At 32.5% G+C, this 15,436-nt stretch carries 9 protein-coding genes; 8 read left to right on the top strand and 1 reads right to left on the bottom strand.

Features of this window, described 5'->3' with window-relative positions:
* Nucleotides 1–41: 41 nt before the first annotated feature.
* The gene (locus LPB87_RS13720; protein ID WP_230728255.1) at nucleotides 42–3,695 is read right to left on the bottom strand and encodes a hypothetical protein; all 3,654 of its coding nucleotides are present in this window, start codon (nucleotides 3,693–3,695) and stop codon (nucleotides 42–44) included.
* Between the two features lie 336 nt (nucleotides 3,696–4,031).
* On the opposite strand from LPB87_RS13720, the gene LPB87_RS13715 reads away from it, so the two are divergent.
* From LPB87_RS13715 to LPB87_RS13680, 8 genes are all read left to right on the top strand, one after another.
* A complete protein-coding gene (locus tag LPB87_RS13715) occupies nucleotides 4,032–4,625 on the top strand; it encodes a TetR/AcrR family transcriptional regulator (RefSeq protein ID WP_129538775.1) in 594 nt (197 codons plus the stop codon).
* Between the two features lie 379 nt (nucleotides 4,626–5,004).
* Complete coding sequence (locus LPB87_RS13710; RefSeq protein WP_129538776.1) at nucleotides 5,005–6,147, top strand: efflux RND transporter periplasmic adaptor subunit; 1,143 nt, start codon at nucleotides 5,005–5,007, stop codon at nucleotides 6,145–6,147.
* 10 nt (nucleotides 6,148–6,157) lie between these two features.
* The gene (locus tag LPB87_RS13705; RefSeq protein ID WP_230728254.1) at nucleotides 6,158–9,319 is read left to right on the top strand and encodes an efflux RND transporter permease subunit; all 3,162 of its coding nucleotides are present in this window, start codon (nucleotides 6,158–6,160) and stop codon (nucleotides 9,317–9,319) included.
* 131 nt (nucleotides 9,320–9,450) lie between these two features.
* On the top strand, nucleotides 9,451–10,869 hold the full coding sequence (locus LPB87_RS13700; RefSeq protein ID WP_230728253.1) for a TolC family protein: 1,419 nt from the start codon (nucleotides 9,451–9,453) through the stop codon (nucleotides 10,867–10,869).
* A 538-nt stretch (nucleotides 10,870–11,407) separates the two neighbouring features.
* Nucleotides 11,408–12,013, top strand: coding sequence for a Crp/Fnr family transcriptional regulator (locus LPB87_RS13695; RefSeq protein ID WP_230728252.1), 606 nt, complete (start codon nucleotides 11,408–11,410; stop codon nucleotides 12,011–12,013).
* A 73-nt stretch (nucleotides 12,014–12,086) separates the two neighbouring features.
* Complete coding sequence (locus LPB87_RS13690; protein WP_230728251.1) at nucleotides 12,087–12,827, top strand: GNAT family N-acetyltransferase; 741 nt, start codon at nucleotides 12,087–12,089, stop codon at nucleotides 12,825–12,827.
* 1,357 nt (nucleotides 12,828–14,184) lie between these two features.
* The gene (locus LPB87_RS13685) at nucleotides 14,185–14,658 is read left to right on the top strand and encodes a DUF1440 domain-containing protein (RefSeq protein WP_230728250.1); all 474 of its coding nucleotides are present in this window, start codon (nucleotides 14,185–14,187) and stop codon (nucleotides 14,656–14,658) included.
* A 67-nt stretch (nucleotides 14,659–14,725) separates the two neighbouring features.
* Entirely contained in the window at nucleotides 14,726–15,418 is a 693-nt protein-coding gene (locus tag LPB87_RS13680; protein WP_129538782.1) for an alpha/beta hydrolase, read from the top strand.
* Nucleotides 15,419–15,436 lie beyond the last annotated feature (18 nt).

Here is a 15,436-nt window from a genome sequence, read left to right as displayed (position 1 = left end):
CAAGGTCAAAAAAATCTTGCAGAAATAAAATTCACCTATTTTTAATCAAATCTCTCTTTATATTTTTTGAACAAAGTATTCATTATCAAAAGCACTACTCCAACGCCCAATAAAACTAAAGCTCTTATTAGGAAATCCGCATTCGATAAATCAAAAAACATTAGTCGAATTACGCAAACCCCTACTAAGGAAAGCGAAACATAACGGAAATATTTTTCTTTCAAAATAATTCCGAGTATTAGTAATCCAAGAGATTCTAAAATCCAGAAGAACGTTAAGATTCCTTTGTCAAACGAAAGAAACAAAAACAATCCAATACTAAAAGTAGCAGGATAGATAATAATACTATTTCTGAATTTGAAATCTTCAATATATTTATAGATAATAAAAATGTATAGCGCTAATAAGGCAAATATAATCAGGTAAACAAATTCAAATTTAGATTCGTAATAATTAAAACTAATAAACGCCAGATGAAAATTTGCTAATAAATAATAAACAATACTAATCTCTTTCTTAGTGCCGATTTTTTTATAATAAAGACATAAGTTTATTATAGCTGTTACTGCCCAAAATACAGGAAGCCATTTGTGTTCTAATTGAGAGAACATAATAATCGAAAGCCAAATATTTATGACAATTTGATAATCAATTTTAAATGATTTAACAAAATCTTTTTTATTCATCAAAAGCACTAAAACAATCAATAAAGCAATACTAGAAAGTTGTAACACCCAGTCTAACAAGCTAAACTGATTTAGTTCTTTGATACTATATAAAACGGAGATTAAAATAGACAATAACCCAATCATAAGTACCGATTCTGGGACTAAATCTATTTTTTTGTATGCGATTAAACCAAAATTAAGAATTGCCAAAAGCATAAATAATAGCGGTAAATAAGCCATCTCTACCTGAATAAATAATAAAGTTATAATCCATAGGTTTTGAAGAATAGGTAAAATAGCAATAAACATTTTTCCTTTTTCTTTCAAGCATTTAATCTGTAAATAACTATAAACAACAGACAACAAAATGCATGTAGCTTGTGTCACATAAAGCATCGTTTTATTAGCAGCATTTACTTCATCAATAGCTAAATAAACACTTACAAGTATAGAACTCATTAATAATATAAAGGAGTAAATATTATAACGTTTAATTTTTTCAGTTTTTTGATAAACCCAAAAAGTAAGCAATGCCAAAGCACCTAAATAAACAGGAATATAGTCGATTTCGATGCAAGAAAATCCAAAAACTAAAGCATTAAAAAGAATAAATTCTGAATTAAGAACACTTAAATTTCCCCAACCAGAGATAATAGCATTTGATTTGTTTCTGATTTTATCTGCAAATAAAATATACGTTTCGATTACAGAAAGTCCAATAGCAATTAATCCAATTTCAGTATTATTTAAAAATTGGGTATTGTATAAAAATAAGAAACTTCCAAATATCGAAAGAGCAATACAAAATCCGTAGAGCAAGATTTGGTTGCTAACTGAAAGCGTATTTCTTTTAAATTGAATCCATAAAAATTCGTGATTTAGCAGAGCTATAACAAACAATCCAAAAATTTGAATAATATAATAAAGAACAAAATATTTATACAATAACGAAACTAATAAAATGTTTACACCAATGATTCCAATAGTTTTGATGGTAGAATCATCTGTGTATAATAATTTCACAAACCAGTTGAATGTTATTACAGAAACTATTCCTAAAGCAAATACCACATCTAAATTAGATTTTGGTTCGGTAAGAATTAATGTTAGTCCTGTAGCAATGGTAATGATTAAAAAAGTGAATCTTCCAAAATCAAAAGTATTTGTTTTGAACTTAAATCGTAAAAAGCACCACAATAAAGCAATAAATAAAAGAGGGTAATAAAACGAAATTTCAATCGTATGGTACCAACTTAAGAAAAATAATATTGAAAATAGTACAGAGAAAACTCCGTTTAAACTCAAATCTTTTTTAGCAATAAAAGAATCTATTTTTAAGAACTCTTTTTTAATAGAGCAAAAAACAGGAACTAATAACGTCATGAACATCATAACAATCAAGCAAGCAAAAGAGTTTGTAATATTGGTTTGTTCAGTAGATGGATTAATATGCAGAACAAAAAAGCCGAAAATAAACAAACAGAAAATATGATTGAGTCCTAAGAATATTTTAGACAACAAGACTTCCTTATTTTTATAAACAATAAACAAACAAGTAATTACTAAAGCATACAATCCGCAAGCGATAATATCAGAGCCAACTCTCCAATCATTAAGCATGATGATACTCAATGCAAAAAGCAAAAACGAAACCATCCCGTCTAAATGATACAGCCAAAATATCTTTTTCTTTCTTGCAAAAAGAGCCGCAAAAAGGCAAAGAACTCCCGCAATAAATAAAACGAAAATTTTGATCTTACTTCCTGTTGAATGTAAAATTAAGCCTAAAGCAAATAAAACCCAGTTAGTAAGATGCGTTACGAAAGCAATTCTATCAAAATGGGTGTTAGCATAAATATTTCGATACTGCATATACATACAGCTTACTGAAACCAAGATAATACCAAGTATTGCAAAAATATTTTGAGAAGCACTCAACGTATTTGTTCCTTGGGTAAACCAAATATCAAATATGATAAAGCACGAAATAACAATCAATAAATGATATTCCCACTTTTCTTTATAGGATAGAATAATTCCTGCCGTTGCTGTAATCGACGCCAGTAAGAATGTAATTAAGAGTTTTTCGGGAATTACACATAAAATCAAAATGCTCAAAATTACGTGAAGCGATAAAAAAGTTTGCTGCCTTATAATGTAACCAACATATAAATTGATTGCAATTCCAATTCCGATGAGTGAATAAGCAATTGGAATACTATGTATAAAAGTAAGTGCGGGAATTTGCGAAGCACCAAAACAGCCAAACAAAAACAAACTCGCTCCAGCACTGCGAAGCCAAAGTCCTGTTTTAAACCATTTTTCTTTTGTTTTTAAAAAGAAATAGGATCCAACTAAAATTCCGGCATAAAGCCAAAGAATTAAGATTCGGAACATTGGTGAAACTTTTAAAGCAGTATAAATGCTTAAATAACCAATTCCTAAAACCATTATTGCAGTACCCAAAATACCTGTCCAATTTTCAGCAAATTGATGTTCTATCTTTTTAATTAGGATAGAAAAAGCACTTTCTACATAAACCTCTTCTTCATAAACCTGAGACTCAGGCTGAGGTTCAGGTTCGTGAACAGCTTGTGTTTCAAGGTTTTCTTCTAGTTCTGGAGTTTCTTTATCGTTAACGCTTTCTTCTTTATCAAGTATATGAATCGTTCGGGATTCAAAGCTAAAAGCAGCTTTTTCTATAGGCTCATCAATAATGACATCTTCTTCTTGAGGAGAATCATCAATAACATTCAAAATATCTGGAATGATTTGAGGAGAAGCCTCTTGGATTGGTTCTGAAATGATTTGGACTTCATCAGCTTTTGAAGCTAAATCTCGAGTAACAAAATCAGGTTGCATAATTTGTTTTCTGAGGTCTTCAATCTCTTTCTTCAAAGAGTTGTACTCTCCGTTATTTTTTCTATAAAGAGAATCTAAATATTCGTTCTCCCTTTTTAATATAGAAAAATTATAAAACAAGATAACAACACATATAATTAAAGCAAAAACAATAAAACCTACCATAGTTTAAATTTAGAATCGCCAAATGTAAGAATTATTAGCAATTTTAAATTCACCAAACCATTTTATTTTGTTAGAATAAAACTACTCCAAAAATAACCCAACATAATGATTATAAATGAATTATACCAAACAAGCCTAGAAAGCCATAATTAAAAACAATAAAACATATAATTCAGTAACAATCAACAAGTTAACATGTTTATTTTCTTAAAAAAATACATTCTAAAAATTTTCTTTATTCAGCAATAAGAAAAAACTATGAGAGAAATATTTTTTAATCCTAAAAATTGCCATACATTTGCCTAACGGTGTTAAACAATTTAATACTCTATCAAAATGGCAAGCAAAGATCGAATTTTAAGACAAAAAGAAGAGACCAGAAAAAACATTCTGGACGCTGCCTGTACTATTGTAAAAGAGGATGGATGGCAAGGTCTTAGTATGCGAAAAATCGCAGACAAGATTGAATATACAGCCCCTATTATTTATGAATACTTTTCGAATAAAGAAGCAATATTACAAGAATTAACTGGTAGAGGTTTTGTTAAGTTAACTATTGAACTCGAAAAAGCAAAAAGTAAATTTGACAACCCTGAAGAGCAACTAGAAGCTATGTGGATGGCTTATTGGGACTTTGCTTTTACCAATACCGATATGTATCAGTTAATGTTTGGTGTGCAAATGACTTGCTGTAATGAGCGATGTTCGGCTTCAGAAGCACCTTACAAACTATTTACTGCCGTTATTGCCGAAATAATGAAAGAAAGTAAGCCTACTGAAGATGTAATAAAACAAAAATATTTTACATTCTTTTCAGTAATACACGGTTTAATCTCTATCAATATCATCAATAAAAGTGAAGTTTTAGAAACAATTAACACTCAAATTTTAAAAGACGCCATTGGTGGAATCATAAAATCGATACGTTAAAAAAATTTAATCTCCACTTAACACTGATAAATAATTTAATGTAGTAAATTTGAACCAAATTTTGTCATCCAAAGCGGAGCCAAAATTTTTTTTTCATCATTCTACTTAACACTGATAAATAATTTAATAGAGTTTTCGAATCCCATCATATCGTTTTGAACGGAATCGGATTTTTTTTAAGGCTTCACTTAACAGTGATAAATAATTTAATACCAATTATAATTCATTATAACTGGAAGGAATAATTATATGAATTTTTACGCTTTTATACTTAACATCGTTAAATAGTTTAATACAATTAAATGTGAATCAAATTAATACAAAACCCAATCCAAATTTAAATAACTCAAATGTTCAACAAATTAAAATCAATGCTAAAATGAAAAAAATAATAATTACCAGTGTCCTTATTGCCTTAGTTGTAATAGGATGTGCAGATAAGGCTCAAGCGCCTGCTCCTACTGCCCCATTATTACCAATACTTGCTATTAAAAACACAAATGCTACAACAGATTCTGAATATCCTGCTTCGATACAAGGAACGATTGATGTAGAAATTCGTCCACAAGTGAGCGGTAACCTAGACCGGGTTTTAGTTGATGAAGGAGCTTACGTTTCAAAAGGACAATCACTATTCAAAATAAACGAACGACCATTTCGTGAGCAACTTAACAATGCATTAGCAAACCTCCACGGAGCCGAAGCAGCATTAATCAATGCTCAACTAGAAATTGATAAACTAACTCCATTGGTACAAAACAAAGTAGTTTCTGATTATCAATTAAAAACGGCAAAAGCCTCTCATAGAATTGCTGCTGCAAATATTGAACAAGCCAGAGCAATGGTAGAATCTGCAAAAATTAATTTAAGTTATACCACAATTACAGCTCCAGTAAGCGGATACATCGGAAGACTTCCAAAAAAACAAGGAAGCTTAGTTTCTGTATCTGATATAGAACCATTAACAAAATTATCAGATGTTCATGAAGTATATGCCTATTTCTCATTAGGAGAGACCGATTTTATCAATTTCAAAACTCAATATTCTGGAAATACTGTTGGAGATAAAATCAAAAACTTACCACCAGTATCGTTAATACTTGCAGATGGTAATGCTTATACACAATTAGGAAAAATCGATATGGTTGATGGTCAATTCGATAAAAATACTGGTGCAATAACACTTAGAGCAACTTTCCCTAATTCAAATGGAACATTACGTTCAGGAAATACAGGGAAAATTCGTTTAGGAATTCAGCATGATGATGCCATTTTAGTACCGCAATCGGCTACTATAGAAATGCAAGACAAAGTTTTTGTTTATACACTAAGTAAAGAAAACAAAGTAAACAAAATGCCGATCACAATTATCGGAAAAATGGGAACAGATTACCTGATCAAAGATGGTGTTAAATCTGGTGATCAAATTGTATTAAGTGGTATCGATAAACTTCAGGAAGGTCAAGTAATTCAGCCAGAGAAATCGACTGCTAAAGTTGCCCAAATAATTAACAAAAAATAATTTAACGAAAATGTTCAAAATATTCATACAAAGACCTGTACTGGCAACTGTTATCTCCATTTTATTGGTGATATTGGGTGTACTTGGACTTACAAAACTACCCTTACAACAGTTTCCCGATATTGCACCTCCATCGGTTTTGGTAACAGCAGTATATCCGGGAGCAAGTGCCGAAACTGTCTTACGTTCGGTAGCACCATCACTAGAAGAGTCTATAAATGGTGTTGAGAACATGACCTATATGAGCTCAACAGCTAGTAATGATGGTACGCTAGCCATTACTATTTTCTTTAAATTGGGTACAGATGCAGATCAGGCTGCAGTTAACGTTCAAAACAGAGTTTCACAAGCAACAAGTCAATTGCCATCAGAGGTAGTGCAGCAAGGAGTAACAACTGCAAAACAACAAAATAGCTTTATCATGGGTATAGGTTTATATACCGAAGACGAAGCTAAATATGATCAGACATTTATTGCCAATTATGCTCAAATCAATATTATTCCTGAAATAAAACGTATTCCTGGAGTAGGTTCAGCGAGCATATTTGGTGGAGTAAGAGATTACTCGATGCGTGTATGGCTAAATCCAACACAAATGGCAACCTATCAGGTTACGCCAAACGAAGTAATGAAAGCGATACAAGATAAAAGCTTAGAAGCAGCTCCAGGTAAATTTGGAGAACGCAGTAAAGAAGTTTTTGAATACGTTATCAAGTATAAAGGTAAATTAACAAAACCTGAAGAATATGAAAAAATAGCTATACGCGCTAATGCCGATGGTTCAATACTTCGTGTAAAAGACGTTGCAAGAGTGGAACTTGGAGCTTATTCATACAATAGTTTAACTCGTTTAAATGGTAAAAAAGGGGTTGTAATAGGTATCATACAATTAGCAGGATCGAACTCAAATGATATTCAGGTAGCAATTAACAAGCTGATGGAAAAATCGGCTAAAAGCTTCCCTGCAGGAATAAAACAAAATGTATTCTATAGCACAAAAGTTTCATTAGACCAATCTATCGATCAGGTAAAACACACTTTGGTAGAAGCGTTTATATTAGTATTTATTGTAGTATTTATATTCCTTCAAGATTTTAGATCAACATTAATTCCTGCAATTGCAGTTCCAGTTGCAATTTTGGGTACGTTTTTCTTCATGCAGCTATTTGGGTTTTCGATAAATCTGCTAACATTATTTGCCTTGATTCTTGCAATTGGTATTGTCGTCGATGATGCAATTGTCGTCGTCGAAGCAGTGCATGCTAAAATGAAACACAAGAATTTATCGGCTAAAGCAGCTACAAATGAAGCAATGCACGAAATTACAGGAGCAATTATCTCTATTACCTTGGTAATGGCTGCGGTATTCTTGCCAGTAGGTTTTATGGAAGGTTCTACAGGAGTTTTCTATCGCCAGTTTGCCTTTACATTAGCAATTGCAATTCTAATTTCGGCAGTTAATGCATTAACTTTAAGTCCTGCACTTGCTGCTTTATTCTTAAAAAATAATCATGCAACGCATGCAACTGATCCTGAAGCTAAAAAAGGGTTTAAAGAAAAATTCTTTATAGGATTCAATAAAAGCTTCAACTCATTAACCAACCGTTATGTTGGAAGTTTAAGATTCTTAATCCGTAATAAATGGGTTAGTTTAGGAGGATTAGCTGTAATAACAGCAGCAACTATCTTAATGGTAAAAACTACTCCTGCAGGATTTATACCAACAGAAGATCAAGGATTTATTGCAATTGCAGTTAATACACCATCAGGAACATCATTAGATGGAACTCAAAAAGTAATGACTGAGGCAGAAAACACATTAAGAGGTTTAGATCCATCAAGATTTGTAACTGCGATTTCAGGATTTAACCTATTAACAAATTCAACAAGTCCATCATCTGCAGTAATTTTCGTATTACTAAAACCAAATGAAGAACGTGGAGCAGTTAAAAATATCGATCAAATTATGGCCGATGTTCAAGCAAAACTAGGTACAATTTCTGGAGGTAGTTTCTTCGTATTTAGCTTCCCAACTGTCCCAGGTTTCAGTAATGTAGAAGCGTTAGATTTAGTACTTCAAGATAAAACTGGAGGTAAGCTAGATAAATTTAGCGGAATCTCACAAGCCTTTATCGGTGAATTGATGAAACGACCAGAAATTGCTGTAGCATTTACCACCTTTAAAGCCGATTATCCACAATTACAATTGGATATCGATGATGAAAAAGCAGATCAGTTAGGCGTTAATGTAAAAGACATTCTACAAACAATGCAAGCCTACTTTGGTAGTGCACAAGCATCCGATTTTAACCGATTTGGTAAATATTATAGAGTTGTTGTACAAGCAGATATTGCAGATAGAGCTGAACCATCATCAATTAATAATGTATTTGTAAAAAACAAAAATGGCGGAATGGTTCCAATCAATACTTTGGTAAAACTGACTCGTATTTATGGATCTGAAACTGCTTCGAGATATAACTTGTTCAACTCCATTTCAATTAATGCCATTCCAAAGCCAGGATTTAGTTCAGGAGATGCCATTAAAGCAATTGAAGAAGTTGCTGCACAACAATTGCCAACAGGTTATAGCTATGAATTTTCAGGACAAACACGTGAAGAAATATCTTCAGGAGGACAATCAACAACGATTTTCTTACTTTGTCTTATATTCATATACTTCCTACTTGCTGCACAATACGAAAGTTACATCTTGCCTTTGGCAGTAATTTTATCAATACCGGTTGGAGTATTTGGAGTATTTATAGCCATTGGATTAGCAGGTATAGAAAATAACATTTACGTACAAGTAGCTTTGGTCATGCTTATAGGATTACTCGCCAAGAATGCCATTCTTATTGTCGAATTTGCTTCACAACGAAGAAAAGCAGGAAAATCGTTAGTGGCATCATCGATAGAAGCCGCTAAACTAAGACTACGACCAATTATCATGACATCATTAGCATTTGTCGTAGGAATAATACCGATGATGAGCGCTACAGGTCCATCTGCAAAAGGAAACCACTCTATCAGTATTGGTGCCGCAGGCGGAATGGTTTCAGGAGTAATTCTTGGGGTATTAATCATACCGGTTCTGTTTATCGTATTCCAACATTTACAAGAAAAGGTTTCTGGAAAATCATTAGCCGTAATACATAACGAAGAAAAATAAAAAATGGAAAATTATATAACATCAGTTCTGATAACAGTATTTGTTGTCTTTACATTAATATCCTGGAAAGTTTCAAAAGTACTTGAAGCACCAGAAGATAAATGTCAAAAAAATTAATGATACCATATAAAATGAAAAATTATATAACAAAAACTGTTGTGGTATTGTTACTCATCACAACATTCATATCCTGTAAAGTTTCAAAGGATATTGAAGTTCCAAAAGATGCATTTCCTGATAATTTCAGGGGTGCATCCGCTTCAAGCGATACTACAAGTACTGCTACTATGGAATGGAAAACGTTCTTTACAGAGAAAGACATCGTAAAACTGATAGACAGTGCAATTACAAAAAATAATGATTTGCAAATCGCAACTAAAAATATTGAAATTGCACAATATCAATTAACGCAGACAAAATGGGGAAATATCCCCGAAGTAAATGCTTTTATAAACGGGAGCATCAATAATCCATCTAAGAATAGTTTCAATGGACATAATCTGAATCAATCTTTAAATAAAAGTCATATCGAAGATTATTCCGCTGGAATAGGACTATCATGGGAAGCAGATATTTGGGGCAAAATTCGCAGTCAGAAAAAAGAAGCTTATGCAGGATATCTTCAATCAGAAGAAGTAAAAAAAGCATTGCAAACGACTATAGTTTCTAATGTTTCCAAAGGATATTACAATCTTTTGATGCTAGATTCACAATTAGAAATTGCCAAAAAAAACCTGAAATTAAATGATAGTACCACTTTCATCATCAAATTAAAATACGATGCAGGTCAGGTAACATCATTAGCAATTCAGCAATCAGAGGCACAAAAACTAATTGCCGCACAATTGATCCCTTTATTGGAGCAAAATATCGCCATTCAGGAAAACGCATTAAGCGTATTAACAGGTTCATTCCCTAGCTCAAAAGAAAGAACAATTACACTGAATTCAATCGAATTAAAACAAAATTTAACAACTGGAATTCCATCATCATTAGTAAGACAGAGACCCGATGTAAAAAGTGCCGAATTAGCATTGGTTAAAGCAAATGCTACTGTTGGAATTACAAAAGCAAACTTATACCCAGCTCTTAAAATTACAGCAAGCGGAGGATTAAATTCATTCGAAACAAGTAATTGGTTTAATATCCCAGCTTCTTTATTCGGAACTGCACTTGGCGGATTGACACAACCTTTGTTAAACAGTAAAAGAATAAGAACACAGTACAATATTGCTAAAGCGGAGAGAGAAAAAGCAGTCTTAAACTTCAGACAATCAGTACTCGTTGCCGTAAGTGAAGTATCAGATGCTTTGGTTAAAATTGAAAAATTAGAAAGTCAACAATATTTTCTTAAAGAGCGTGTAAAAACATTGCAGCAAGCAACAACCAACTCAAATATGCTATTCAAAAACGGAATGGCAGATTATCTGGAAGTTATTACAGCACAAGCAAATATATTACAAAGCGAGTTGGAACTAGCCAACATCAAACGCGAACAATTAACCGCCAATACCGAATTATATAGAGCACTCGGTGGAGGATGGAAATAATACCTGTTACCCGTTAATTATTTATTTTTTGAGAAGGCGCTGTAAGACTTATGTTTTGCAGCGTTTTTTATTATCCAAAATTAAGCAGAATAAGGAGCTATCCCGATAGCTATCGGGACCTGCTGTTCACTATATCTTTTATGGCGAACACCGCCACAAAAGGATGCCGTTTCCATCAGGGCTAAAAAAGACAAAGAGTATATCCTCACAAACTTGTCACTTCGAGGAACGAAAAATTACACAAGAAACTCCGTAATTATTAATCACATATGCCATCATGCAGCTTTCTAAAGAGATCCAAATGACTTTGAATACGTAAATCTTTGTCAAAGTTAAAAAACTTTGACAAAGATCACTCCAAACTTGTCACTTCCAGGAACGAGAAGTCGCACAAGAAACTCCGCAATCTAAGTAACCAGCAATAAAAAAAATCCACGCAAATCTGCGCTTTCGCGATAGCGAATCCGCCTCATCCACGTACCATTTACTCACAAGCCATTTTATTTCCTTACTTTTGATAAGTCGAAAAAACCACAAAATGACAATCAATAAAGATAAATATGGCAGCGATTTAAAATTAAAGCTCCAAAGCTATGCACCTATTACAGAAACCTCTTGGAAATTAATAGAAAACATTGCTGAATTTCAACTTTTAGAAAAGGGCGAAATCCTTTTACGGAATGGACAAATTGCCAAAGAGATTTACTTTATATGCAAAGGCGCTTTAAGAGCTTATATTACCGATAAAGAAGGAAATATCTATAACAAGAACATTTTCTTAGAAGGCTTTTTGGCAGGGTCAACAGTTTCATTATTACAACAAACACCTTCTAATTTTACAATCGAAGCGTTAGAAGATTGTGTTCTTATTGCTATTAACTACAAAAAATACAGAGAGTTAATTAACCAAAATGAAGATTTAAAAAACTATTATATTGCTTATCTCGAAAAAAATTGGGTAATCGAAAAAGAACAAAGAGAGATTTCGCTCGTTATGGAAAATGCTACCGAAAGATACCTCGATTTACTAGCAAAGCATCCAGATATTTCGCATAGAATCCCCCTACTCCATATAGCATCACATTTAGGAATTACTCCAACACAATTAAGCCGAATAAGAAAAAGTTTAGATCAGAAAACCTAAATCAACATAGGTAAAGGTTTAAATAAAATACCAAACTTATCTTTGACTTAAATTCTTCTAAACTTTATTGAAAATGGAAAAAAATACAAATCTTATAACAGACAACATTAACAATCTTACCAGTTTATGGAAAACAGTAGGAACTCCTTTTCAATCGAATCATAAAAATGATACTTTCGAATATTGCAAAATAGAAAATTCAGGTTGGCCAAATAAATTATGGTTTAGTCAGGATGTTAATCAACATAGTGCCGATAAAGCAATTGAAACACTACAAGCCAACCCTAATTTGGTAATTCCGTATTGGGATATTTACGGAACAAGTTCTAATGAAATACTAGAAGCCAAAGGTTTGGTAAAAAAAACAGAACAAGTAGCCATGGCATTAAGACTAGACAATCCATTTGAGCTACAAAACACACTAGAATTCAAACGTATATGGAATGACGAAGATACAAAAATCTGGTCCGACTTATATCCCAATGCATTTGGTTATATAATTAGTAAAGAAATTCTAGTACATAATTACAATGAAGTACAATTTCATTTAGTTACATACCAAAACCAACCAATCGGTACTTTTATGTTATTCCAAACCGAAAATAATATTGGAATCCATGGAGTTGGTGTTATCCCAGAAATGAGAAGAAAAGGTTTTGCCGAAGAAATAATGAAATATGCACTCAATCTTGCTATAGATTTGAATGCCGAATATGCTTTATTGCAAGCATCTGTAATGGGAAAAGGAATCTATACCAAACTTGGCTTTGAAGACTTGTTTATCATAAAAAATTACATTTTAAAAAGCGAGTGATTTTTTTAACCATTAAGGAAAATTAACTGTAAAGACCGCTACGTTTTTGACAATCTAATTCTCATAATATTGTCTTTCTGAGGAACGAAGAATCTCCACCAGAAACTCCATAATCTATGTCGAGCTACTAGCGGAGACCCTTCCTACGTCAGGGTGACAAAAAATGTGAGTAAATGTGAGTGAAAAGATAAAAAATCCTTCTAATGCTATTAATCTCTGGCATTAAACTTAATTTTCCTTAATGTCTTAATGGTAAAAAAACTTAATCCTTTCTACTCTCCCTTTTGTCAGGCTGAGTGGAGTCGAAGCCCATACAACTCTTCGGCTCCGCTCAAAGAAACAAGATTACGATAAAACCAATAGAGTAAATACTCTATTTTATAAAAACCCTTCTAATGCTATTAATCTCTGGCATTAAACTTAATTTCCCTTAATGTCTTAATGATAAAAAAACTTAATCCTTTTTTCTATCCTTTTTGTCAGGCTGAGCGGAGTCGAAGCCCATACAACCCTTCGGTTTCTCTCAGAGAAACAAGATTACGATAAAACCAATAGAGTAAATACTCTATTTTATAAAAACCCTTCTAATGCTATTAATCTCTAGCATTAAACTTAATTTTCCTTAATGTCTTAATGGTAAAAAAACTTAATCCTTTCTTCTCTCCTTATTTGTCAGGCTGAGCGGATTTTGTCAGGCTGAGCGGAGTCGAAGCCCATACAACTCTTCGGTTTCTCTCAGAGAAACAAGATTACTATAAAACCAATAGAGTAAATACTCTATTTTATAAAAAATCCTTCTAATGCTTTTAATCTCTGGCATTAAACTTAATTTCCCTTAATGTCTTAATGGTAAAAAAACTTAATCCTTTCTTCTCTCCTTTTTGTCAGGCTGAGCGGAGTCGAAGCCCCATACAACTCTTCGGTTCTTCTCAAAGAAACAAGATTACGATAAAACCAATAGAGCAAATACTCCATTTTATAAAAATCCTTCTAATCCTTTTAATCTGTGGCAAAACCATTAAGTCCTAAACACTTAATTACTTACAACAATACATAAAAAACACAATCATATAGAATTTATAATACTTCAGAATATTTAAAAACAATAAGAATTCGCTAACTTTATCTCTTCAAAAAATAGAAGAAGATTTATTACACATATCCGAAACTTATGATTTAACTTTAACGTGTCTCAGTTTTGAGATTCCATCATTTGGAAAATTTACAATTTACGAATGGATTAATTTCACACTTATTCATATGCAAAGACATATAAAGCAATTAAATGCTATTTTCCGAGCTGTAACAAGTCAGTGAGTTTATCCAGTATTTTTAAGCGCTAAAAACAATCATTTATATGAAATCAAAAGTTGGAGCAGTTTTATTATCAGGATTAGTTGCTGGTATATTGGATATTGTTACCCCTATTCTCATTTATGCAGTTATACTTCAAAAAACTACTGCAATTAAAATTTTACAATCTATTGCAAGTGGAGTTTTTAAACAAGATGCCTACTCAGGTGATCCAAAAATGGCAATTTACGGATTGATTTTTCATTTTATAATTGCTACTATCTTTGCTTTATTCTATTTTATAATTTATCCATTTATTCCGTTTTTAAAAACCAAACCCATAATCTCAGGATTTGCATATGGCATTTTTGTATGGATTGTAATGAACCTAATTGTTCTTCCAATTGTATTTCCCGTTTTACCAGCTAAAAATTTAGATTTCCCTTTATTATTATCCATTTTAATACATGTTTTTTGCATTGGACTTCCCATTGCTTTTATAACAAAAAAATACTATCCAAAAACATCAAACAACTGATTATCGAAGAAATCCCTATGAGATAAAACCTGTACTTTAAAAAAAAATAACTTAAAAAATTATTATCATGGCAACAAAAGATTTAAACATTGTATTGGTTCATGGTGCTTGGGGCGACGGCTCACATTGGCAGCATATTATTCCTGCTTTACATAAAGAAGGATACAAAGTTCGAAGTGTGCAAAACCCACTAACATCTCTCGATGATGATATCCAGAGAACAAAAGATTTAATCGATGCACAAGATGGTAAAGTACTATTAGTAGGTCATTCATATGGAGGTTCGGTAATAAGTGGCGCAGGACATCATGATAAAGTAGTAGGCTTAGTTTACATCGCAGCATTTGCACCTGATAAAGGTGAAAGTCTGGGAGGTATATTTGCACGCAGAGAGCAACCAGCGGGCGGAGCAAGCATATATCCAGATAGCAAAGGTTTTTTATGGATTAAATACGATGAATATCACAAAAGTTTCTGTCAAGATCTCAATGAAAATGAAACCTTAACCATGGCTTTGGCACAAAAACCAATTCATGGCAGCTGCTTTGGAGCAGAATCTGGCGAACCAGCATGGAAAACTAAACCAAGTTGGTATCAAGTGTCTAATAACGATCATATGATTCCTCCTGCCACTCAAATAGAAATGGCAAACAGAATGAATCCGAAGAAAATAATTCATTTAGATGCAAGCCATGCATCATTAGCATCACATCCAAAAGGAGTATTAGAGCTAATTCTGGAAGCAGCAAAAGCAGTATAATTTTATAACAGATTTTAC

It is taken from the genome of Flavobacterium sp. EDS (genome assembly GCF_020991525.1).
Classification (GTDB): Bacteria; Bacteroidota; Bacteroidia; order Flavobacteriales; family Flavobacteriaceae; genus Flavobacterium.
This window is presented reverse-complemented; position numbering and strand designations above follow the sequence as displayed.